General features: G+C 59.0%; 21 protein-coding genes and 6 pseudogenes. 17 read left to right on the top strand and 10 right to left on the bottom strand.

Annotation, left to right across the window (positions count from 1 at the left end):
* Window positions 1-81 precede the first annotated feature (81 nt).
* The 3 genes and pseudogenes from FHT69_RS14665 to FHT69_RS14655 all read left to right on the top strand — a co-directional run.
* Window positions 82-870, top strand: a pseudogene (locus FHT69_RS14665) (ISNCY family transposase); the annotation flags it as partial.
* Window positions 871-1179: 309 nt separating this feature from the next.
* A complete protein-coding gene (locus tag FHT69_RS14660; protein WP_179874674.1) occupies window positions 1180-1737 on the top strand; it encodes a dihydrofolate reductase family protein in 558 nt (185 codons plus the stop codon).
* A 275-nt stretch (window positions 1738-2012) separates the two neighbouring features.
* A pseudogene (locus FHT69_RS14655) lies at window positions 2013-2439 on the top strand (GNAT family N-acetyltransferase).
* 472 nt (window positions 2440-2911) lie between these two features.
* On the opposite strand, the gene FHT69_RS34225 reads toward FHT69_RS14655, so the two are convergent.
* The 5 genes and pseudogenes from FHT69_RS34225 to FHT69_RS14630 all read right to left on the bottom strand — a co-directional run bounded on the left by FHT69_RS34225 (window position 2912) and on the right by FHT69_RS14630 (window position 8258).
* On the bottom strand, window positions 2912-3346 hold the full coding sequence (locus FHT69_RS34225) for a hypothetical protein (RefSeq protein ID WP_246780721.1): 435 nt from the start codon (window positions 3344-3346) through the stop codon (window positions 2912-2914).
* A gap of 267 nt (window positions 3347-3613) precedes the next feature.
* A pseudogene (locus FHT69_RS14645) lies at window positions 3614-3912 on the bottom strand (SMP-30/gluconolactonase/LRE family protein); the annotation flags it as partial.
* A 754-nt stretch (window positions 3913-4666) separates the two neighbouring features.
* Entirely contained in the window at window positions 4667-6034 is a 1368-nt protein-coding gene (locus tag FHT69_RS14640) for a metallophosphoesterase (protein ID WP_183905545.1), read from the bottom strand.
* Entirely contained in the window at window positions 6031-7344 is a 1314-nt protein-coding gene (locus FHT69_RS14635; RefSeq protein WP_097623325.1) for a protein kinase domain-containing protein, read from the bottom strand. Before FHT69_RS14635 ends, FHT69_RS14640 begins: the two co-directional genes overlap by 4 nt.
* A 17-nt stretch (window positions 7345-7361) precedes the next feature.
* On the bottom strand, window positions 7362-8258 hold the full coding sequence (locus tag FHT69_RS14630; RefSeq protein ID WP_183905544.1) for a vWA domain-containing protein: 897 nt from the start codon (window positions 8256-8258) through the stop codon (window positions 7362-7364).
* A gap of 491 nt (window positions 8259-8749) precedes the next feature.
* On the opposite strand from FHT69_RS14630, the gene FHT69_RS14625 reads away from it, so the two are divergent.
* Together FHT69_RS14625 and FHT69_RS14620 are read left to right on the top strand one after the other, a co-directional pair.
* The gene (locus FHT69_RS14625) at window positions 8750-9049 is read left to right on the top strand and encodes a DUF1778 domain-containing protein (RefSeq protein ID WP_097623327.1); all 300 of its coding nucleotides are present in this window, start codon (window positions 8750-8752) and stop codon (window positions 9047-9049) included.
* Window positions 9046-9542, top strand: a pseudogene (locus tag FHT69_RS14620) (GNAT family N-acetyltransferase). The gene FHT69_RS14625 and the pseudogene FHT69_RS14620 overlap by 4 nt, the downstream one beginning before the upstream one ends.
* A gap of 91 nt (window positions 9543-9633) precedes the next feature.
* On the opposite strand, the gene FHT69_RS14615 reads toward FHT69_RS14620, so the two are convergent.
* Window positions 9634-9861 carry a hypothetical protein gene (locus FHT69_RS14615; protein ID WP_183905543.1) on the bottom strand — a complete coding sequence of 76 codons (228 nt, stop codon included), beginning with the start codon at window positions 9859-9861 and terminating at the stop codon, window positions 9634-9636.
* 111 nt (window positions 9862-9972) lie between these two features.
* Window positions 9973-10482, bottom strand: coding sequence for a hypothetical protein (locus tag FHT69_RS14610; RefSeq protein WP_097623329.1), 510 nt, complete (start codon window positions 10480-10482; stop codon window positions 9973-9975).
* Between the two features lie 221 nt (window positions 10483-10703).
* Here FHT69_RS14610 and FHT69_RS14605 point away from each other — a divergent pair, with 221 nt between their 5' ends.
* Window positions 10704-11006, top strand: coding sequence for a hypothetical protein (locus FHT69_RS14605; RefSeq protein WP_097623330.1), 303 nt, complete (start codon window positions 10704-10706; stop codon window positions 11004-11006).
* A gap of 463 nt (window positions 11007-11469) precedes the next feature.
* Window positions 11470-11673 carry an IS66 family insertion sequence element accessory protein TnpB gene (gene tnpB / locus FHT69_RS14595; RefSeq protein ID WP_183905541.1) on the top strand — a complete coding sequence of 68 codons (204 nt, stop codon included), beginning with the start codon at window positions 11470-11472 and terminating at the stop codon, window positions 11671-11673.
* Between the two features lie 362 nt (window positions 11674-12035).
* Here tnpB and FHT69_RS14590 read toward each other — a convergent pair whose 3' ends face one another.
* Window positions 12036-12230 (bottom strand): hypothetical protein, encoded by a 195-nt coding sequence (locus tag FHT69_RS14590; protein ID WP_097623331.1) that lies wholly within the window; start codon window positions 12228-12230, stop codon window positions 12036-12038.
* A gap of 184 nt (window positions 12231-12414) precedes the next feature.
* Here FHT69_RS14590 and FHT69_RS14585 point away from each other — a divergent pair.
* The 4 genes and pseudogenes from FHT69_RS14585 to FHT69_RS14570 form a co-directional block, all read left to right on the top strand.
* Window positions 12415-12688, top strand: a pseudogene (locus FHT69_RS14585) (terminase small subunit protein); the annotation flags it as partial.
* 159 nt (window positions 12689-12847) lie between these two features.
* Window positions 12848-13396 (top strand): sugar phosphate isomerase/epimerase family protein, encoded by a 549-nt coding sequence (locus tag FHT69_RS14580; RefSeq protein ID WP_183905552.1) that lies wholly within the window; start codon window positions 12848-12850, stop codon window positions 13394-13396.
* The gene (locus tag FHT69_RS14575; RefSeq protein WP_183905540.1) at window positions 13393-13539 is read left to right on the top strand and encodes a hypothetical protein; all 147 of its coding nucleotides are present in this window, start codon (window positions 13393-13395) and stop codon (window positions 13537-13539) included. The genes FHT69_RS14580 and FHT69_RS14575 overlap by 4 nt, the downstream gene beginning before the upstream one ends.
* Window positions 13540-13555: 16 nt before the next feature.
* Entirely contained in the window at window positions 13556-15166 is a 1611-nt protein-coding gene (locus FHT69_RS14570; RefSeq protein ID WP_183905539.1) for an FGGY-family carbohydrate kinase, read from the top strand.
* A 375-nt stretch (window positions 15167-15541) separates the two neighbouring features.
* Here the strand turns inward: FHT69_RS14570 and FHT69_RS34220 are convergent.
* Window positions 15542-15664: pseudogene (locus FHT69_RS34220) on the bottom strand (type II toxin-antitoxin system VapC family toxin); the annotation flags it as partial.
* Window positions 15665-16003: 339 nt separating this feature from the next.
* Here FHT69_RS34220 and FHT69_RS14565 point away from each other — a divergent pair.
* The 4 genes from FHT69_RS14565 to FHT69_RS14550 all read left to right on the top strand — a co-directional run bounded on the left by FHT69_RS14565 (window position 16004) and on the right by FHT69_RS14550 (window position 19023).
* Entirely contained in the window at window positions 16004-17077 is a 1074-nt protein-coding gene (locus FHT69_RS14565) for a PAS domain S-box protein (protein WP_183905538.1), read from the top strand.
* 806 nt (window positions 17078-17883) lie between these two features.
* Window positions 17884-18360 (top strand): Hsp20 family protein, encoded by a 477-nt coding sequence (locus tag FHT69_RS14560; RefSeq protein WP_097623335.1) that lies wholly within the window; start codon window positions 17884-17886, stop codon window positions 18358-18360.
* 75 nt (window positions 18361-18435) lie between these two features.
* Window positions 18436-18735: a DUF982 domain-containing protein gene (locus FHT69_RS14555; protein ID WP_097623336.1), complete on the top strand. Its 300-nt coding sequence runs from the start codon at window positions 18436-18438 to the stop codon at window positions 18733-18735.
* A gap of 9 nt (window positions 18736-18744) precedes the next feature.
* Complete coding sequence (locus tag FHT69_RS14550) at window positions 18745-19023, top strand: hypothetical protein (protein ID WP_183905537.1); 279 nt, start codon at window positions 18745-18747, stop codon at window positions 19021-19023.
* A 393-nt stretch (window positions 19024-19416) separates the two neighbouring features.
* Here the strand turns inward: FHT69_RS14550 and FHT69_RS14545 are convergent, their stop codons facing one another.
* The gene (locus FHT69_RS14545; protein WP_183905536.1) at window positions 19417-20370 is read right to left on the bottom strand and encodes a LysR family transcriptional regulator; all 954 of its coding nucleotides are present in this window, start codon (window positions 20368-20370) and stop codon (window positions 19417-19419) included.
* Window positions 20371-20418: 48 nt separating this feature from the next.
* Between FHT69_RS14545 and FHT69_RS14540 the strand changes: the two genes are divergently transcribed.
* Together FHT69_RS14540 and FHT69_RS14535 are read left to right on the top strand one after the other, a co-directional pair.
* Complete coding sequence (locus FHT69_RS14540; protein ID WP_183905535.1) at window positions 20419-20742, top strand: nuclear transport factor 2 family protein; 324 nt, start codon at window positions 20419-20421, stop codon at window positions 20740-20742.
* Window positions 20739-21518, top strand: a complete 780-nt coding sequence (locus FHT69_RS14535) for an SDR family oxidoreductase (protein WP_183905534.1) — start codon at window positions 20739-20741, stop codon at window positions 21516-21518. The genes FHT69_RS14540 and FHT69_RS14535 overlap by 4 nt, the downstream gene beginning before the upstream one ends.
* Window positions 21519-21525: the final 7 nt, after the last annotated feature.

The raw sequence follows: 21525 nt of genomic DNA, 5'->3' as shown, positions 1-21525 counted from the left end.
AGCCCGTTTTTCCATCTTATCGGGGGCAACCACCCTCGCCAGACCAAAAGCCGCAGACGATCGCGCCGCGATTACTCCATGTTCGAGAACCGCGGCCCCAAATGCGCCCTACTCGTCTATATCGATGACGCCACCGGCAAGCTGCTACATCTACGGTTTGCCGGATCGGAGAATACATTCGACTATCTGCACGCGACCAAGGCCTATCTGCAGCAATGGGGCAAGCCGCTGGCGTTCTACAGCGACAAGCATGGCGTTTTCCGCAGTACGCATGCTTCTGAGAAAGACCGGACGAGCGGCCTGACACAGTTCGGTCGGGCGCTTTATGAGCTGAACATCGACATTATCTGCGCCAACACCCCGCAGGCCAAAGGCCGCGTAGAACGCGCCAACCAGACGCTGCAGGATCGGCTGGTGAAGGAACTGCGGCTGAGCAATATCAATACGATCGAAGCGGCAAACCTCTATGCACCGGCGTTTATCGAGGATTTCAATGCTCGTTTTGGCAAGCCGCCACGCAATCCGAAGGACATGCACCGGCCGCTGGCCGACCACGAGAACCTCGATGGCGCCATGTGCCGGAAGGAAGTCCGTACTCTGTCGCAGGCCCTGACCCTGCGCTAAGTTCATCCTTGATCCAACTGATCTTTCCAGGCCGTTGGCGGGTAAGAAGGTCGTCGTTTGCGACTAAACGGACGGCCGCCTGGAGATCATGCACGAGAGCTTTGCCCTTTCCTACAGGACCTTCGACAAGTTGCGCTCGATACACAGACCCGAAGTCGTCGAGAACAAGCGTTTGGACGACGTGCTGTCGATCGTCGCTGGCTGCAGGCCGGGCGTGAACTGCAGCGCAGCAAGAGCGGCCCGCGATGGCGCGTAGATCCGGCCTCAGTCGCTTGGCGGTTGGCGTAGTCGTCGATCCTCAGAGGTAATAGCCGTCGAGTATGCCAAGTAGAGAGCCTCCTATCATTCGCGCGCAGCTTAAGTGCGGGCAGTACCCAAAATCCGTATTCGGGATGTCGGCGTCGGTGTCGCTCGAGCGTCCTTGGGAACATCAAGACAGTCCGCACGCGCACTCGGCTTGGCTGAACGAGCTTTGGCATCAATAGCCCACCCACGGAGCGAATTCCCACCGTCCAGTTTGGAAAAAGACCATAGGAGATAACAGTGTCTAAATCAGTGCTCTTCATGTCCATGTCACTGGACGGGTATATCGCGGGGCCCAACGATGAAGTGGGCAATCCCGGCGGCGACGACTTTATGCGGTTGCACGAGTGGTACGGGGATTTTTCCCGACCGACCGGACCGGTCGGACAATTGTGGGACGAATGGAACGCGCCAGGTGCGATTTTGGCGGGTCGGCGAACCGTGGAGCAGGTCGATCACTGGGGTGGTGACAATCACGGTGTCGCGATTTTCGTACCCAGTCACAGGCCGCCCGGGCCATCCGTCGCGAATTATCCCTTGGTCAAATACGTGAGCGACGGGATCGCGAGCGCAATGGCGCAGGCGAAGGCCGCCGCCGGGGACCGGGACGTGTTGATGCTTGGCGCGTATACGGCGCAACGGGCGCTGGAAGCTGGCGTGCTCGACGAACTGCAAATACACCAGGTTCCAGTCTTGTTCGGAGGTGGCCGCCGAATGTTCGAAGTCTTACCATCGCGCGTCGAGTTGGAGATCGTTCGGGTGATCGATACACCCGAGGCCACGCACATCCGCTACCGCGTCCGCCGCTGAGCCCGCCGGCCCAGCCATCACTCGTTTGTGGTCGCCAGCATCAAGAACACGGAGGGACCACGTCCTCTCGCGTCAGTACGAGTTCGCTGGGTACACATCCCGGAGGCCTCTTCCATGTCGTCGTCCGGTACCGGTAGCCATGACGGTTCCTCTTGAATTCTCAGAACCCTTTTACTCCGTGGCCGGTTTTACAGCGCCAATGCTTGCCTATCGGCCGCTGGAGACGCGATAGTGCTGTAGGACATTTTAGGAGACGTGTATTGAAAGGCATCCAATTGACCCAGCATGGCGACTACCGCATCGAGTCCCACGTCCCAGGTATTGACGATTATTTGCGCCTGCGCCAAGCCTCTGGCCTCAGCCCTTTTTCGAGAGAGGCTGCCGAAAAGGGGCTGCCCAATTCGATCTTTGGCGTTCTGCCTGATGAGCGGTGACACGATCATCGGCATGGGCCGCATCATCGGCGACGGAGGCTGCTTCTTTCAGGTCACCGACATCGCGATCATGCCCGAACACCAGGGCAGGGGGCTCGGCAAGATGATCATGGCTGCACTGACGGACTATATCGAGAACCAGTTGCCGAAGACCGCCTATGTCAGTCTGATCGCCGACGGCCCGGCAAATTACCTTTACCGGCAGTTCGGTTTCGTCGAAACCACGCCGCGTTCGGTCGGGATGGCAAGGAACGTTGCCACCAAATAGAATGGTAAGGTTCCAAGCACGGGTCTCGTATCGAGGATCTTCCGTTGGCGGCACCAGTCATCCGCCGCAGGGCCTTGGAAGGATGCTTGCGTAAGTGATTCCTGAATACGCCATTGACTCCTGCATTTACGCTTTCGATTTCCGCCGACCGGCCGCCCAGGCTTTAGTTTCCGAGCAGAACCATCGTTCTCCACAGCCGGAATCGCGCTAAAGCATTTGCGCCGGAAGACGGCTATGACAGGCAGATGGAAAAGATCCTGCAAAACGCAGGTCGTCTCCAGGCAGCCGCCAAGCCGATCCTCGAAATCAACCTGGCACATCCCGTGATTAAAGCCATCGCGGCCGTCGAGGACGATGCATTTTATCAAGAGGACGCAACGTTGCTGTTGCTCGACCAAGCGCGCAATCTCGACGGCGAACGGCCACAAGATCCCTCAAAATTCGCGCAACGGCTGGTGAGGATTTCGAGAGGTCAGTTCGGTCGTAGGGTTAGCCCGTCCACGCTTTGCTTACCGACGTGGCGATCCTGCTGGGTCAGCTCAAACCCGCTCGGCACCATGTCAGGAGCCGAGCCTTCCCGGTTCCCATGGCCAAGGGTTGCATCAGCTTCCTGTCGCGGCCCTCGCGGCTCGGGACAATGCGCATAATCACCGGCTGGCAGGGGTTCGATTGCTGCAAGGAGTTCCGTCAATGCTCCAAAGTGCTCCCGCGCCGTCCTCAGTACATCAGCGGCGGCAATAGGAAGATCGATGACGGCTTCGAGCGCACGAACGACACGGCGGGCAGCTCGGCGGATTTCACGAGAAGACATATCGGATTTCAGGATCTCGGTCGCCAGGATGTATTTGGCGCGGTAGCTCGTCGCGTTCTGGGAGGAGAGCTGCCATTGGCGGTAAATCTGTTGCATGGCGTCTTAACGCGTCAGCTGCCGAGAACGTCGCCCATCATCTGCAAACACAGTGAATCGCATTTTAACTAAAACTTAAGCGTAAGTTAGCTGAGTCTTATTAAACTATCGCGCTCGGACCCGGCGCTCGAATGGTTTCTGTGCCCTGCCAATAGCCAGATATTGCGACCGCCGCCGCGGGCGGGCCTCGATGAGAATCCCGTCAACAGGAAGTCGGAACGTGCCGTGTCCGCCGGACGGCCCCGATATAGGCGCCAGTTCGCCAGCCTACGGCGTCTGGGCGCCGGTTGCTGCGACGTAGACCGAATAGAGTGAGCGGGTAGCGGCGATGAAGAGGCGGTTGCGCTTGGGCCCGCCGAAGGGGGAGGTTTGCAACGGTCTGGGGACACGGATCTTGCCGATCAGTTCCCCGTCGTGTCGACGCAGTGGATCCCATCGGCTGCGCGCGACCAGAGATTTCCGCTCACATCGGTGCGGATGCCGTCCGGAATGCCGTTGTCGATGTGGCAGAAGACCCGACCGTTTGCGAGTCGCAACTGCTCTCGGGTTCGAATAACTTGAGGGAGTTCCGACAGGTTTTCCGTCAGCACATCCGGGAGGTTTCGATTCGAGTCGCGGACACCCTGTGCTCCGCACGGCCGCGGCAGGATAACTTGTGGAGCGGCACGTATAAGGTACAAACAGATCGGATGGCGCGTCGATCCGGCCTCAGTCGCCTGGCGCTTGGCCTAGTCGTCGATCCTCAGAAGTAATAGCCGTCGAGTACGCCAAGTAGAGAGCCTCCTATCAGGGAAAATATCAGCGGTAGGATGATGAACAAGAACATCACGAGGAGCATAAAGCGCATCAGGCACCCCCCCGCTGCTGCGCTTGCAGGTGGCGCTTCCGGAACGGGATAGGTCGACCTCCGACTGATACGACCGGCGCGGGAGAGAGCTCGAAGCATCTCCAGCATTCTTGCCGTGCGGATGTCGCCAGCTGAGGCGCCATCGGCCTCGACGTCGGGACGGACAGACCTCCGTCGCTCCTTCCGACCCCATGGCCCGGGGCTCGCATCCAGCGGTGGTGGTGCCGGGCGAGACGCTGCTTTGGGAGAAGGGGCCGGGGGACGTGGGTGAACGGAAGGGCGGACCGACGGTGCCGTCGGACGCAGCGCATCGCCAAACTTTGCGCCGCATTGCGGACATGCGGGTGCATCTAACCAGTGCCCCGGCGTATGGTTCTTACAGTAGAAGCGGACTTGTGCCTCGTGACAGGCCTCGCACTCACCGGCAGTCGCTGTGGCGGTGCCGCAGTTTGGACAACGCAAGATGACGCCTGTCATGGTTGAGGCTCCTGGCTCGGGTGATTGTCGATGCTATCGGCGGCCGGCTGCGGATAATAGGCACGGATCATTTCCGCGGGAATGTGCAACCGATACACGCTCGGCATGGCTCCTTCGACATATCGCGCCATGGTGGGAACCCGCTCGTAGGGCCCGAAAGCCTCGCGGCTCAACCGACGCGAAAGTGCGACGGTCGTGAGCAGCGGATTAGCTCGATAGTCGGGGAAGCTCGCATACCTGTCTTCCACGTGATCGTGGCCGCGTACCATATGTGTGACGGGCCGTCCGAGACCAGCACTCAAAGAGCAAAAAGCAGCGAAGTCCTCGTAGCCGAACTGGCTCCCGCGGGAGAAACGGTTTGGCAGCTTCCTGCGGGCTTTCGGATGGGCCCTTGTCCATACAAAATCAGACAGGCACATCGGGTTGTTCCATTCCCCCGACTCAGCGAGGTCGGGATGCAAGTCAACCAGCGGAAAGCCTCCATGGGCGGCAAGCAATCCGTCGGGAAAGAAGAGTGCGCGCGGAGCGTTCGTAAACAGGCGCACGGCAAGCTTACCGGCCCGCTCGATCCATTCGTGGGTGAGGTTAGCGTTGAGGAAGTCGGCAAAGTCCGATGGCGTCACGCTCGAGGAAAATCGTACGCCATCGTAAGACAGTGCTTCATCGTGATTGCCGGCGATGACGCACACGCGGTCGGGCGCGTCTACGATCAGTTCAAATACGCGGAGAAGGACTTCGAGGCTAAAACCCTCGTCATCGAAGAGATCGCCGAGAAACAGGGTCCTTGGTGGGCCGTCTCCGGGCTGCAGGTCCGGGGGTCTCATTGCCACGAGTGCAGCTTCGAGCGCCAGAAGATCACCATGCAAGTCGCCGATGATCCACAACGGGATTTCGGCATCGAAGTCCGAAATCTTGATGACTTTGTCGGTGGGATCGGCGCGGAATTTGTCGAACAACATGCCTGGGCCGTCGGCCCGGTCAAGCAGACCCTCCATTCTTTCCACCGTCGACCGAATATCGGAGCGGATGGAAGACGGGCTGGCCCGGTTGAGGACAGCTTTCCAATCAAGGTCATTCACATCGACGATTTCTAACGGAGCAAAGGCCGTCACCTTCAAAAGATCCTGGTCAGACGGCAGGCCTTCCGTCCTGGACGCCGGCTCTCCGTCCAACGGCGCAACAACCGCCGGTGGAGGTTCGGGGCCCACAGCTGAAACATCTGCGGCAAGCGCGCCGAGGGGACTGGAAGGACCCGGCGCCCCTGGTTCGTCTTTGGGTACATCTGTCATCACCGGATGAGCCTCTGCTATCGCCGACTGCTCGCAGGGAGGATCGGACTTCTCACGTCCGCCGGCCGAGTTCATTTGTTGAGCGCCCGGACCGTAAGGGGCATCTTGGCGATGCCTTTGGCCTGGCGGCCGACCGCAATGCAATCACCTTGCCTGAGCGGATGAGGAGCTGTCAGGGTCAGGCCGTTCACCAGTGTTTCGTTGGTCGCACCAACCACGGGAGATACCACCCATTGCCGTGTGGGATTTCGGTCAAGGACACATTGGCGATCATCCCAGAACTCGCTTTCCGGCCCGAACTGCCGCAACAGAGGTTTTCCAAGTTCCGTCATCACCCCGATCTGAAGCGAACGTCCGCCCGCACCAAGCAATTCGATTCTCTCGGAAATGATCAGTTCTGCGGAAGCGGGAGGAGCGATGCCTTTTGTTGTCGATGCAGCAGCTTTCTGTCCGGAGAAGGCAGAGCCTGCGCCGCGTCCACTTAAAATAGCCCGAACTTCCGCAGCCGTCGGTCTCGCAGCGGGATCTGGAGACAGGCATCGGTGGAGGACGGAACTGACGTCGGCATTGCTCGCAGGTGCCGGCATCAACCCGGCAAGTGCCGGAGCTTTGGCGGTATAGCTCTGCACAAGCTTTGCATAATCAGCCTGGTCCTGGGTCCAGTACGGATGATGGCCGGCGAGAAGTTCGTAAAGTATTAGGCCGCAGGTGAAAATATCCGAAGCCAGTCCCGGAATAGCGCCGCGCGTCATATGTTCGGGGGATCGATAGTTGTCAGTGCCAACATAACCCTGATGCCCGTGCCAGGGCGCGCGGCGGTCAGCCAACAAGGAGAAGTCCATATCGATCAGCTTAAGCTGGTAGCCGGAGCTGATCGACGGGTCAGTGATCAAATATGCGTTCGCCGGTTTGAGATCCGCGTGGACGACCTTGGATTCGTGCAGTGCCGCGATACCGGTCATGAACACCTTGGACCATGTGAGGTGACGTGCCCAAACCGTGGCATCGTTAGTTGCGGCCTGCTTGGTGCGACGATGCTGCTCCCGCTCCTCATCGAGCATTTGCTGCAGGTCTGCACCATTTTCGACGAACTCAAATGCCTGAAAGTAGCAAGGCCCGCCCCAGATCTCTTCGAATGCATCGACCTGGCGCACCGCAAATTGAGCAGCGCGACCATTCCGCACGCGTGCTCCGAGCTCGTTCTGATAAGCAATGAAGGCCCCATACCAGACAACCGTCGGAGCAGGAGACTTGTACTGCTTGAGAAAAACTTTCTCGCCGCTCGAAGTCTCAGCTCCATAGGAAATAGCCATCATTCCCGGTCCGAAGACTTTCGTGACGCGATACTGCCGGATCCGGTCGCCTATTTTCAGCTTCTTGGCCATGGCTATCGGATCAGTCGCTAAAGCGCTACGGTCGCCGCCGACCGGGATACACTGGCGGCCAACTGCTTCAGGGTGTTACGGAAGTTAACCGGGTCGGAGGTAAATTTCTGAAGCGCCTCCTGCGGGTTCAGCCCTTCGTATTCCACCACCTCCCATTCCGACTTGTCGATCTGACTCAGTCTATCGTAGCCCTCGAAATTCGGGGCAAAGAGGCTGAGAATAATTCGATTGGCCATGATAAGGTTAGCCACGTCTTGCAACGAGCCGCCCTTTGCCTCGGCAATACTCATGGTCTCCTTGAATGAAGCATCGGTGAAGACGATGACAACACGCGCCGCATCGCTTCTATAGCGCCATTTCGCCGGATCCTCCGTCTGCGAACCTTTCGGCACAGCCTCCATAGAGGCAACTTTATAAAGAGCATCGAGGAGCGACTCCGGCTCGTCCCCACCCCCATTTGCCTGTAACGTGCTAAGCTGCGCCTTGAGCGCGCTGGCATCGCGCACGAACTCATTGTCGACGATCCATGGCAGGCCTTCCGCTTCGGCTGCCTCAATGTCACGATAGCCGACAACCTTGCCGCGCCAATCTTTGACAGGGGCGGCGTTGTTCGGGTCGCCTTGGCTCAAGGAGTCAATAAAGGCTTCGATATTTCGCCGCAGTGCGTCGATGCAGGGTTCCATGCTGCCGGTAACGTCGACGAGGAAGACAATATCGGCCACGCCTTTGGTTTTTGGACGCTCCTGCAGGGTCTGGCTGTCGGCTGATAATGCCGGCGCGCTGTCTACCGACGCCTCTACCGTCGGCTCATCTGGTGTGGACGAGATCGGCCCGGTTGAGGCTGGTGTCGCGGCTGGAGCTGGGCTCCCCGGGGAAGGAGGCGTCTGTTGGTCCGGTTGCTCCGTATCACTCATCAGTCAGCTCCCATAGTTTGGTTTCTTTACGCGGCAGATCTGCCAGCGCCGTAACGACAACACCGCCGCGACATGAAAGTTCCTACTGGCGTCGGATCGGAGAACAGCCGGTCTCGGCGGTGCTATCTAAGGTCGATTTTTCAGAGGAATCGAAAGGAGGTCTCGCTGCAGTTGCCTTGGCATATGTACCGATCTCGCGATTGGCTATGCGACCTGAATGGTCGCAGCGGATATTTCGCCCTGTCTCACTCGGTGTCATTGCAGCGTTTGGCACCGGAACGAATGTTGCTGGCCTGATTTCCGTTAGTCAGCTCGTCAACGGTTCGGCGGTCGTCGCATAAGCCAATGGCTGGTGCGGCAGGAACCAGCGGGTGCGGTCCGCTAAACCGCGCGTCGGCAGTTCGAACTGGTTCAAGACCCGCTATGAAATAGGGTAGCGAAACGGCACGACGCGAACGTTACGCTATATGGGGTGGAGATCGGAGATTTCTATGCCCACCACCTCGCATACAAGTATAAGCCCGGACGCCAGCGTGCCGCTGAATATGCGAATCAAGCCTGCGACCCGCAACTTGATCGACCGCGCCGCTGAATTGCTCGGCAAGACGCGCACAGATTTCATGCTGGAGGCTTCAGAGCGTCGTGCCGAGGAGGTGCTGCTTGACCGTACCATATTCACGGTTAGCCCCGAAATCTATGCCGAATACCTTGCCCGACTGGATGTACCCACGCAGCCCAATGAGCGTCTGAGACGCACGATGTCCACCAAAGCGCCGTGGGATGAGGCGTGACTCTCAGCGCACCCATCCCACTGGCCGATCATCACGAGCTGTCAGAATTCAATTCCAGTGTCCCTGAATTGAACGACTGGCTGCGTCGCCGCGCCCGCGCCAATCAGGTAGGTGGCGCATCGCGCACCTTTGTCGTGTGTGAAGAAAATCGCGTCATCGCTTATTACGCACTCGCTTCCGGGGCCGTGAAACAGCCGGAAGCGCCAGGCCGTTTTCGGCGCAACATGCCCGATCCAATTCCGGCTGCCGTGCTTGGTCGTCTCGCCATTGATCAGTCCTATCAGGGGCGGGGGATCGGCAGAGCGTTGGTGCACGACGCAGGCTTACGCTTGCTCAATGCCGCTGAAATCCTCGGCATACGAGGCGTGTTTGTGCATGCGATTTCCAATGATGCGCGAGCCTTCTATCAGGCGGTCTTCCTTCGCCATCTGATCCCATGATGCGGATGGTCGGGCTGAATGATTTCAGCAGCGCGCTGAACTCCCAACCGTAGTTTGTCGACATTGAGCTCAGTGCATTTACAGCCGTTTCTAAATTGCTGAAACCAGTGTTGAAGCCACGCCGTGTCGCCGGTTCGGCCTCCATCAAGGCAAGGCCTTCAAACGCAACCCTGCACAGCCAAGATCGCTGTCCGTCTGGATCTTCATATCGATACGCTGAAGACCAAGAGCCGGAATTTTCAGTAAGCTCTTTCGATTGATCCGCTTGCCCGAGTCGGTCGCCGAAGGCGCGTGGTGAGAAGAGATCTTTACGTGGCGCATGCAGAGTTGCGTCGTACCGTTGATTGGAGCGCCGGGCCTCGCCACCGTCATCAACGATCTTCGCGTAACCTCGTCGACTTCATCTAAGGCCCAAATATTCGACTGCTTCTGCCTTTGGTCCGATGGTCTCGATGATATTATAGCTTGCGATGAAGGTCCAGATCAGCTCCGGCGCAGATCGATGCGGCTCGTGACCACTGCCTTGCCAGTCTTTGGATCGGTATCGACTGTCGTAAGACGCATCCCCGAGGTCCCGACTTTCTCGATCGTCATCTGTGCTTTCCGGTCGCCGTTTACTTCCTGCGCCCAGGTGATCCCGAGGTTGATAGTGTCGCCAGCGCGTCGTCCCCCGAGGCCAGCGGTGCCCGTGCCCGCGCCGACATAGGATCCAGAGTACCTGTTGCCGGTCGCTTTGAGATCCGCGGTGATCACGCGGGAGAAGATGGCAAGGCTGGTGCACTTTCCGTCCAGCGACAGAGATGCGGCAGTCGTAGCGGACTTGAAGCGACAGGTCACGTTAATGGTTGGCGCATTAACGCGCACCTTGACGGTGCCTTTTCCATTCCAGCTTCCAGCCAGTGATTTGAGGAAGGGGGCCTCGTCGGCGTGAGCAATGCTGCCCGAAAAGAGGGCGAGTGCAATCGATAGGGACTGCGCGACATACCGGTTCATGTTTCGTCTTTCAGACCGCGCGCCGCCGTCTGGCGGCGTGACAGATCGATGAGGAAGCTATTCTGGTGAACAACGGCGCTGCGGCTTTTGTTCCATGCCCGTACGACTGCTTCTGCATTAGTTGGCGGTGACAAGCATTTGTTGACCAAACCTCTCCAAGATCGTACACCCGCGTTGGGCCTCACGTCCAAGGCCTGCGCTAAGAGCGAAAAAGGAACCACATGGACGCAAAATATCCCAATGCACGAGGGCACTTCTTCTCGGCAGTTCGGACACTCGCTACCTCCTCCGAGAGCATTCAAAGCCGGTTGGTCGAGGCAAATGACAGCATTCTCGCGGTCACCCTTGACGAGTTCGAAAGTGACATTGAGCTTAAGATCAAGTTTGCCAGAATACTTGATCTCGTAGCGGTTGACCGTGATGATATCGAGGTTACCGCAATCGAGAATACCGCCCACATGAGCGATGTCGACGCGGTAAAACTCGCCGAACTGATCTGCGAGTTTTTGTACGAACTTGTATAAGGGCGTAGCCTAAGATGAGATGGGTCGATGGTCGAAGGTCCTGCGACTGTCGAAGGCCACCGGCGCGATCAGTTCATTAAACAGGAAGTCTGGACGTGAGGTTCACCGGCACTGGCCGGACGAGGTGAAGGCACAGATCGTTTCGGAGAGCCTTCGGCCAGGCGCGATAGTCAATGCGGTCGCGGAGCGTCCTGCAGCCGGACCACGTCCTGCAGCCGGACCACCTCTCGACTTGGCGAACGATGGCGCGACCGGGCAAACGGGTTCTGCCCGCACCCGACGATGCGGTGGAGTTTGCAGCGATCATTGTCGATCCACCTGTTTCTGAGCCTTCAATCAAAAAGGCCAGCCGCCCCGAGATCAATGTCGGCGGTGTCACGATCCGCCTAGAAGAAGGCGCGTCTGCCGCCCGGATCGCCGCTATCGCACGTGCTTGTGCGGTCCCTCGAACTGAGTTCGGATCATGGTGGCCACCAAGCCGGTCGACTTCCGCAAGGGCGGTGACGGCTTGGCGGCGCTGATCAAGAATGAGCTGCACAAAGACCCTTTTGCAAGGGCCGTCTTCGTATTCCGGTCCCGGAAAGCGGATCGATTGAAGTTGATCTACGGGGATGGCAGCGGATTGGTGATGGCCTTCACGCGACTGGAGGAACATACCTTCACCTGACCGGGCATCAAGATGGCATCTTCAAGGCCATCTGACTCGCATACCCCGTCTTGTTCGCAACGCCGTCGCAGGGGTGCATCTAGCTCTGGTGGCGCTGACGTTCGGTTTGATCTCTACCAAGATGGTGGCCGCCATGAGCGGGAAGATCGAGCGCGGCACGCTGCTGGTGATGTGGTGTACTCCGCGCAGTTCAGCTCACACTTGTCCGGGCGTGAAGAACGCCAGATACGCCAGTGCTATGATCATCGCGATGACGAAGATAGTAAGCACAAATTTGATCATGCCGTTCGTGGCTTTTTTATCTGTGTTGCTCATCCGACTACAACATCGACGAAGTATAGAAGTTCCGGCCGATCGGGATGCTAGCCGGTTAGCTGCATAACGACATCGTCGACCGTCTCTCTCACAGGATAATAGCTCGGCGAGGCATCTTTCCCCAGCACACTGACATAGATGTGAGTGCTGTTGGTGAACGCCCTGACGGCGACCACATGTTCGGGGTTGATGTAAACTATCGGGTTGTTAGTGCCTGCGTAGTGGAATGGCACCAGCTTCATCTTGTCCTCCCCAGGTTAGCCACACCCACGCTGAACGATCCAATGCCCTGATTGTTCTGCACATCCGAATTTTTGAGTCACGTCACGCCACGTTACGGCACCCCGGCCGATCAGAAGGCAGGTCCCATGACACGTTAGACCCACGAGGTTCACACAGCCCCTGGTGGGCACCATCTGCGAGCGTATGGCTGACGGGGAATGCCTCCGCTCGATCTGCCGGGATGATACTAAGCCGGCGAAATCCACCGTCCTTGCCTGGCTGGCTGATGACGACAAAGCCGCTTTTCGGACCAAGTATGCGCAGGCGCGCGAGATCCAGGCTGACGGCTTCGTAGACGAGATGGTCGACGACGGCACGAACGACTGGACGGAAAGAACTTCGGGAAACCCGATGGGTTAAGAATGAAGAGGCTCTTCGGCGCTCCCAACTCCGCATCGCTACTCGGCGGTGGATTGCCTTTGGCCGACGCTCCATCAACATCTGACAAATGAAATGGAGTTGGCGGCATGAGCAGGATCCAGCACGAAATCGCAGTCAGCACATGGTCGCTGCAGAAGCTGACAATAGTCGAAGGGCGCTCCCTTGAGGACCTCCTGCCAACCTCCAGAGCTTCGGGATCGACGCCGTCGAGATTAACGAGGACTACTCCCGCCTGCCACAGTACGTAGCGCCGCGATCCCGGCACACTCTGCGCAACAGGATCTTTGACGCAGACCTCCGAGTGGCGTCGATGTGGTTCTATACCGACCTGCTCGGCGCTGAAACGACGTCACTCGACACGGTTGTCGATCAGGTCGAGAATTGCTTCGAGATCGCCTCGGACCTGGGCGCCGAGGTTGTGGTGATGACGCCCGTGGACTCCCTGCCCCAGTATATGAGCGAGAAAGGCGCGGAGAAGGTCAGGGACATCGTGGAACAGTTGGTTCCACTTGCGCGATCCTACATAGTGACGATAGGACTTGAGTCAGGTCGTTCGCAAGGGACGTTTGCACGCCGCAGGTTGTCGCGAAGCTGGTTCGGGAGATCAGCCGGCCAAGCAGCCTCGCCGATGCCTGCGGAACTTCCTGTTTCAAGGAGTGCCTTCCGCTCGCTCGACTGGTCCATGCCAAGCTCCTCCGTCTTGACGAAAGCGGCGGAGAACCTCACTTTCCGATCGCTGAAATGATGTTGGCGATCCGCAGCAGCGAACGTCCTCACATCATCAACATCGAGTACGAGGGATGGATTCCCGACATCGATCCACACCTGGACTGCATCGAAGAGACCCGGCGCTGCGTCCAGTTGATCAAGCGGCATCCGGCCGCGTGAATAGGGGAAGTTGACTATGCCAGAGCGCGCGCCCGTGGTTTTCATCGGTGTTGACGTCGGGACCGGGAGCGCGCGAGCGGGTGTCTTCGACCCTCGCGGAAACATGCTCGGGTCCGCGAAGCAGGACATCGAGATTTATCGCGAGCCCGGCGACATTGTCGAGCAGTCCAGCGCCGATATCTGGCAGGCCGTATGCGGAAGCGTTCGCAAAGCAGTCGAGAATGCCGGGATTGATCGCAGCGCGGTTGCGGGCATAAGCTTCGACGCGACGTGTTCTCTCGTCGTCCTCGGACAGGACGGCCAGGCGATCTCAGTGAGCCCGTCAGGCAATGTTCAGCGCAACATCATCGTCTGGATGGATCACCGCGCGGTCGATCAGGCGAACCGGATAAATCAGACAGGAGCAGATGTGCTCCGCTACGTGGGTGGGACGATCTCGCCCGAAATGCAAACCCCCAAGCTTCTCTGGCTTGCAGAGAATATGCCGGATACCTTTGCCAACGCATGGCAATTTATGGACCTTACTGACTTCCTGACCTGGAAATCGAGCGGAAGTATCGCAAGGTCGGTCTGCACGGTCACCTGCAAATGGACTTATCTGGCGCATGAGCGTCGTTGGGACCCGTCCTACTTCGAAGGCATTGGGCTCGGATCCTTGGCTGAGGAAGGATTCGCCCGGATTGGCACTGAGATCGTCGATGCTGGAACTCCGCTCGGAAATGGCCTGACGGCGGAGGCTGCATCGGAACTGGGTTTGCCTGAAGGTATCGCGGTCGGCGCAGGCCTTATCGACGCCCACGCGGGCGGCATCGGGACGGTCGGCGCGACCGGTTCGGGTAATATCCAGACTCGCATGGCATACGTCTTCGGCACGTCGGCTTGCACGATGTCCACGACATCCGAGCCCGCATTCGTCGATGGTGTGTGGGGTCCTTACTATTCCGCGATGGCGCCCGGTCTGTGGCTCAATGAAGGAGGACAGTCAGCCGCCGGCGCTGCAATCGACCACCTTGTCCTCCACCATCCGGCCGCCTGCGAGGCTGCTGCACGGGCGTCGGAATGCAAGATGAACCTGACCCAATGGCTGGCCGTCGAAGCGGCCGAATTGGGCGGTGCGTCCCGTCTACCGCATTTCGTCGGATCGTTGCATGTCGTACCGGAGTTCCTGGGCAATCGAGCTCCGTTCGCTGATCCAAACGCTCGCGCAGTGATCGCGGGACTAGGCATGGCGTCCGACCTCGACAGCCTCGTCGGACTGTATCTGGCGGGCGTCTGCGGACTTGGCTACGGACTTCGGCAGATTCTGGACGCCCAGGTCGCGAGAGGCATCTCGATCGACACCGTCGTCGTAAGTGGTGGCGCTGGACAAGATCCTACAGTCCGACAAGTCCTTGCAGACGCCGCCGGGACGGTCATCACCTCCTCGACGTCCCCGGAACCAGTTCTGTTGGGGACGGCGATTCTGGCGGCGGTCGCCGGCGGCCACTTTCCTTCGGTCTACGAGGCAATGCAAAGCATGTCGACTCTTGGCGAGGTGCACCTTCCAAGCAAGGACGATGCCGAGTGGCATGGGCGGCGATACGCGGCCTTCAAACTGCTGCAGCAGGCCGCGAGGGCGGCGAGGTAATCTTAGCTGCCTGCGACGTCTGCCTAGCTTTGGCTTTCGGCCAGATCTCAGGCCGCCACGCCTTGATAAGGGCTTCGATCTCTGTTCGATAGTCTCGGGGTAGAACGCTTGCGATTGGCGGTCTCCTGCCCGCCAGAACTGCCGCTGGGGGTAACAAGCCCCGAGAGGTCGGAGGCAACCGGGTTGCCGATGTCGATGATCACCTTGATGGCGGCCGCCCACACAAGCCCGGACTCCGCTCTTTATTCTTCATGCGCAGGGGCACTCAGCGAGTTGCTTCATCCCACATGAAAGATACAACGGGGCACCGGTTCGTTATGGTTCAGGCGTGGGATCGAAACTGCTCCGGTCCCCAGGAGCAGTCTATTTGGGCATTCAGTTGGGCCTGTTGACAAAAATGTATAGCCAAGCGCCCGCCTTTTCGGCCGCTGCCCTCAGGCGCTTGTCTCTTGTCCATAGGGCCGCGCGCCGGTCGCGAAGTACTGATGCCAGCAAGTGTGGCGATCGATCATTGTCATTGGCACGCCGTACGCCGCGGCGTATGCAATTGCCGAAACAGCGGTTCGTATTCTTCGCGTCCTCCATGGCGCGCAGTAATGGCCAGACACTTTGCCAACGCTCCAGGCTGTGTTCTCGATGCTGGGTATCAACGGGTCGGCACTTTTCAACGCGAAGGCATTTTGCCTGCGATCTCGCGTTCGGACGGCGTCATACGGATTTGCGACCCTTATTATTATTCTAACTGTTGTTAGTGGTGTTTAGCGAATATGGTCGCGGTGCATTGGCGGTCGCGACCGTCTCGATTTCTTCAAAATGCGTTTTATTGACGGGGCGTAAATGTCGATTTCCGATCACCAGCAACACGAGGCCCAGGCCCAGCTCCGTTTGCGACAGCTGGAGGCCGACATAGAAGCTGCGCAGCACGGACATAATGCTGCAGCTTTCCTCGCAGCGATCGTCGAATCCTCCGACGACGCGATCGTTAGCAAGAGCCTCAGCGGAGTCATCACGACTTGGAACAAGGGCGCTGAGCGTCTTTTCGGTTATATGGCAGACGAGGCTGTCGGCAGCCCGATCACGATCGTCATTCCACCCGATCGCCTCGACGAGGAACCCGCCATTCTCGCCCGCATCCAAGCCGGCGAGCGCGTCGACCACTTCGAGACGATACGACGACGTAAAGACGGTACCCTGATCGATATTTCTCTTACCATCTCGCCTATTCGGGATGGCAACGGAAAGATCATCGGCGCATCGAAAATTGCCCGCGATATATCGGAGCGTAAGCGCGCCGCCGAGCGTCAGGAACTTCTAATGCGCGAGATGCAACACCGGGTAAAAAACCTGTTTGCCATTACCGGCAGCATCATCACCCTTGCTGCAAGGACGGCAAAGACGACTGCCGATCTCGCTGCGGGGATGAAGGACAGGTTGATGGCCCTCTCTCGGGCGCATGAGATGACATTGCCGAGTTTGAACGGTGAAGAGGCGACCGGCGCTCCGGAGACCACCCTCTTTCAGCTTCTGTCGAATATTCTCGCGCCCTATGAGCGGGACGGTGCCAATCGTTGGCAGCTGATCGGAGATGACATCGACATCAGCGGCACCAAAATTACAAACTTCGCGCTGCTGTTCCATGAATTCGCGACTAACGCCGCGAAATATGGAGCGCTGTCCGTCGAAGAGGGAAAGCTGGAGATAGCAGCGGCGGTGAAGGGCGACACCCTCGAGATCGTCTGGCTGGAGAGCAGTGGTCCTCTACAGCCTACGTCAGAGCCACGTTCGATCGGTTTTGGAAGCCGGCTTGAGCAGATAATCGGAAAGAGCGTCGGGGTCGATATCTCGCGCGAGTGGATGCCTGATGGACTCTCGATTCGACTGTCCATCCCCCGCCGCGTTATCAGCGACTAAACGAGGCAGCGCAGCCAGCCTCGTGTCAAAACCGGCCGGACCGAGTTGCAGGACGTTGGCGCCGATCGCGTCGACGCGTTCAAGGCGGGATGGTAGGATCCTGACATGGGTGTTCATCGAACCACGCCCGACCTCCACCGCCAACAGATGGTTGGGTGCAGCTGCGGCAGGGGCTTTCCGTCCTTCCAGGCAATCGAGCCCGTCAAGTTGGTCCCCTCAAGGTTTTCGTAGCTCTTCGGCTTGTATTCACGGGCTCCGACGGCGTCACAGGAACAAAGGGATGAAATGGGCGTTCGAAGACAGTCATTCCGCACGCAATTCGCGAGGAGGCGGGGCGCTGATCTGTTGGCATTTGATGGACACCCGATCGATCGAAAAGGCGCTTCTTGGGGGATACGACTGAGCGGCCGATCCGGGTTCGCCGGACAAGAGGCGTGCGACTGGTGCTAAGTCTGCCTCGCCGCGCGGCGGCATCGGCTGCTGCTGCTTGCGGCTTCGTCGCGGCCACGTCTTCGCCCAGCCGATGCTGATTGTCGAGATCGAATTCCGGGGCTGGACCGACGACGGCGAATGCGTCACGCATCCTAAAACACCTTGCGCGAAGTTCAGGATAATGCAGTCGTTTATGAGTTGGATCGAGCTGGTGGCAGAAGCCGAAAACGAGCAATTTTTTTCTGCCGCCACTCTTGAATCCGAAATTCTCAAAAACCAAATCGATTGCCGCCAGCTGCTGAATCAGGGCTGGCCTCGCTGGGAGCGCCGCTTTCGGCGCTTCCATATCCATGTTGCTCAAGGAGGATATGGCTATGGCAACATCTTACGACTATGCACCGCTCTACCGTTCGAGCGTCGGCTTCGACCGAGTTTTCAATCTTCTGGAAAACGCCCAGCGCGCCCGGTCGATCAGCGACTGGCCGCCCTATGACATTGTCAAGACCGGCGACGACACCTACCGGATTTCGATCGCGGTGGCAGGCTTCGCCCGGGACGATCTCGACATCACCTTCCAGTCCAACCTTCTGACCGTGACCGGCAAGAAGCAGGAGGCGGCTGCCGAGGGCTACCTGCATCGCGGTATTGCCGCCCGGCCGTTCGAGCACCGGTTCGAACTCGCCGACCATGTCAGGGTCAACGGAGCGGATCTGAACAATGGTCTCCTGTCGATCGATCTGGTTCGCGAGATCCCGGAGGCGTTGAAGCCGCGAAAGATCTCCATCCAGACCGAGCCTGCTCTGGTGCCTTCGGCCGCCCCGGCGCAGATCGAGGCGCAGAAGGCAGCTTGACCCGCATTGACCGCAGAACGAGGGCGCCGCCACGTCGGCGCCCCATCAACATTCCGGGTTGGGAAGGAGAGAGCGATGAAACCCGATATGTTTAGACGGCCTGTTTCCATTCTCGTTGGCCTTGGCTACCCAGCGGAGGTTCGCAACGTCATGGATGCCTACCGGCATCTTTCCGAGTGGCCGACGTCACTCAGGGACAGCGCGCATGCGATTGCCCTCAAGGCCTGCAGTGCGGCACTGTGTGGCGAGATTGAAGCAGAAACCGCGCGTGGCCTGTTTTTGGCCTTCGCCGAGAAACACGATCTGCTGGCCCCGGACACCAATATGTTCGCGGCCTCACGCCTGCGGCGTGACCGGGATCCACACGTACAGTGAGGCGGTCCGATGACGTACGACATGTTGCAGCAGGCGGCCAGCAACGCGATGGCGATGGGACCCGCGGTCTTGCTTCAGGGTATGCAGCTTCAGCGGCCAATCGATGTGGTGAGAGAGCCGGCTCTTTCCGTCGATGATAAGCGGGCGATCCTCGCGGCCTGGGCCTCCGACTTTTACGCTATCGACTCGAAGCCGGCCCTGCGGCAGGTGCCGGGAACGCCAGAGCCGATTTCGATCGATGAGGTACAGTCCGCGCTGAAAGAACTCGATCGGCGCTATGGTGTCTGACGGACTGCGCGTTCAAGCGGCCTGCTTCTTGGCGAGCCGCTTGATCGCCTGTTCGAGGGAACGCCCTGCCGACCGAAATAATCCTGCCAGGCGCTCGCCGCACCTCCCCCGCGGCAGGCTTTTTCGTTTTCGGCGCCTTGGTCCTGTTAAGTTTGAGATCGAGTTGCGGGCTCCCCTCGGTCCCGGCGCTGGACTGCTCGTCGGTCAGCGACGAGAGCGAGACGCCGAGCAAGTACACGGACAGCTTGAAGTGCGTAGGTGTGTTGTCCCCGCGCCGCTGAACGCCGCTTTCAGGCCGCGCTCGGCCAGTATCAATACCCGAACGGACAGCCTTCTCCCAGCAGCCGCATGTTCCGCCCATCGCATTTCACCGCGTCGCCGTCGACGACGGGTTCACCCGGCTGCCGGTCGCGAGAGTTCACGAGCTAATTCCAAGAACGCTCTGACTCCGGCCGAGAGGTTTCGGCGCCCGGGATAATACAGGCAAAGCCCTGGATACGGGGGCGTCCAATCTTCCAGAATACGGATGACGCGCCCCGCCTCGATCTCCGGAAGAATGTCTTGTTCAAAAATATAGCCGACGCCGGCACCTTCAAGCACCGCAGTCCTTGTCAGGCTGGCTTCATCAAGCGCAAGCGGTCCCCGCACATCAATCTGCACTTGCTCGCCGTCCTTCTCAAAACGCCATCTAAACAAGGAGCCGTCCGGCAATCGAACACGAATGCATCTGTGATTGAGAAGATCAGGAGGAACCACGGGCTTGCGATGCTGCTCGAAATACTCAGGAGAACCAACCACGGCGTGTCGTTGAGGGCGGCCGAGCGAAACGGAGATCATGTCGCTGGGAACGAGGCCTGCAACCCTGACGCCCAGATCGAAACCGTCCTTGACGATATCGACCATTTTTCCTTCGGTGACGATATCGATATTCATGTCGGGATAGCGGCGCAGGAACTCAAGCACGAGCGGTGAGATGATGGCGCGCGCGGCAAACGGGGCGGCGTTGATCCTTATCGTTCCGGAAGGTGTCTCGCGTTGCGAGCGCACCAGATCCAGAGCGGCATAGAGGTCCTGGAGCGATGGCGCGACCTGCTGCACAAAGATCCTGCCGGCATCTGTCAGCGACACGCTGCGCGTAGTGCGGTTGAACAGTCGCACACCCAGTCCCGCCTCAAGCCTGCCTATCGTGTGGCTCAGCGCGGTCGTGGACATGCCGAGATCGATGGCGGCTGCGCGGAATGTCCCGCGCCGCGCGATCGCGGCGGCCGCTTCGAGTTCCTTCAGGCTGGCCTGTTCCATTGTCCCGATCTGTTCAATATCGCATGCCGGTTTATCCCACTTATTCATGCAATGGTCGAGCGCTAACTATCGGGTCAGATCATGAGGAGAAACAGGATGGATATGCCCGATATTGTGAACATTTACTTTGACGCAGACAGCCGCAGCGACGTGGATACGCTGTTGAACACCTTTGCAATTGAAGCGGTGGTCGAGGACGAAAATGCGCGCCATCATGGCATTGTTGCAATCCGTGGATGGTGGGTGGCTGCGAAGAAGGCCACCCAATACCGTGCAGAACCCGTGGAATTCATGGTTGAAGGCGACAAGGCACTCGTCCGGGCGAGGGTGAGCGGCCACTTTCCCGGTAGCCCGGTGATGCTCACCCACGACTTCACCATCAAGGACGACAGGATCGTCAGGCTGGAGATCCGTTCATGACCGACTTTCTCAACCTGAGGGGCAAACGTGCCCTCATTACGGCTGGAACCAAGGGTACAGGCGCCGCGACCGTCAGACTGTTTCGGGAACTCGGCGCGCAGGTGCTGACGACAGCGCGGGCCCGCCCGAAAAACCTGCCGGAAGAATTGTTCGTCGAGGCCGACCTGACCACCGAAGAGGGATGTGCAATCGTCGCAGAGGCCACGCGGCGGCGCCATGGCGGCGTCGACGTCATCGTCCATATGCTGGGTGGCTCTTCTGCAGCCGGAGGCGGATTTTCTGCATTGTCGGAAGACGACTGGCATAAGGAGCTGTCGCTCAACCTCTTTCCGGCCGTTCGCCTGGATCGGCAACTGGTTCCGGACATGGTCGCTCGGGGAAACGGTGTGGTGGTGCATGTGACATCCATCCAGAGGGTTCTGCCGCTTCCGGAATCGACGACTGCCTACGCTGCAGCCAAGGCAGCACTTTCCACCTACAGCAAAGCAATGTCGAAGCAAGTGTCGCCAAAAGGTGTTCGCGTCGTTCGGGTGTCGCCAGGCTGGATCGAAACGGAAGCTTCGGTCCATCTTGCCGAGCGCCTGGCGAAGCAGGCGGGAACTGACCTTGAGGGAGGCAAAAAGATGATCATGGACGGGCTGGGCGGCATTCCGCTGGGGCGGCCGGCAAAGCCGGAAGAGGTCGCAAACCTCATTGCCTTCCTCGCCTCCGACCGCGCTGCGTCGATCACTGGTACCGAATATACAATCGATGGAGGGACAGTGCCAACAGCCTAGGCGCCGA

Source organism: Rhizobium sp. BK008, from assembly GCF_014197345.1.
GTDB classification, from domain to species: Bacteria; Pseudomonadota; Alphaproteobacteria; order Rhizobiales; family Rhizobiaceae; genus Rhizobium; species Rhizobium anhuiense.
This window is presented reverse-complemented; position numbering and strand designations above follow the sequence as displayed.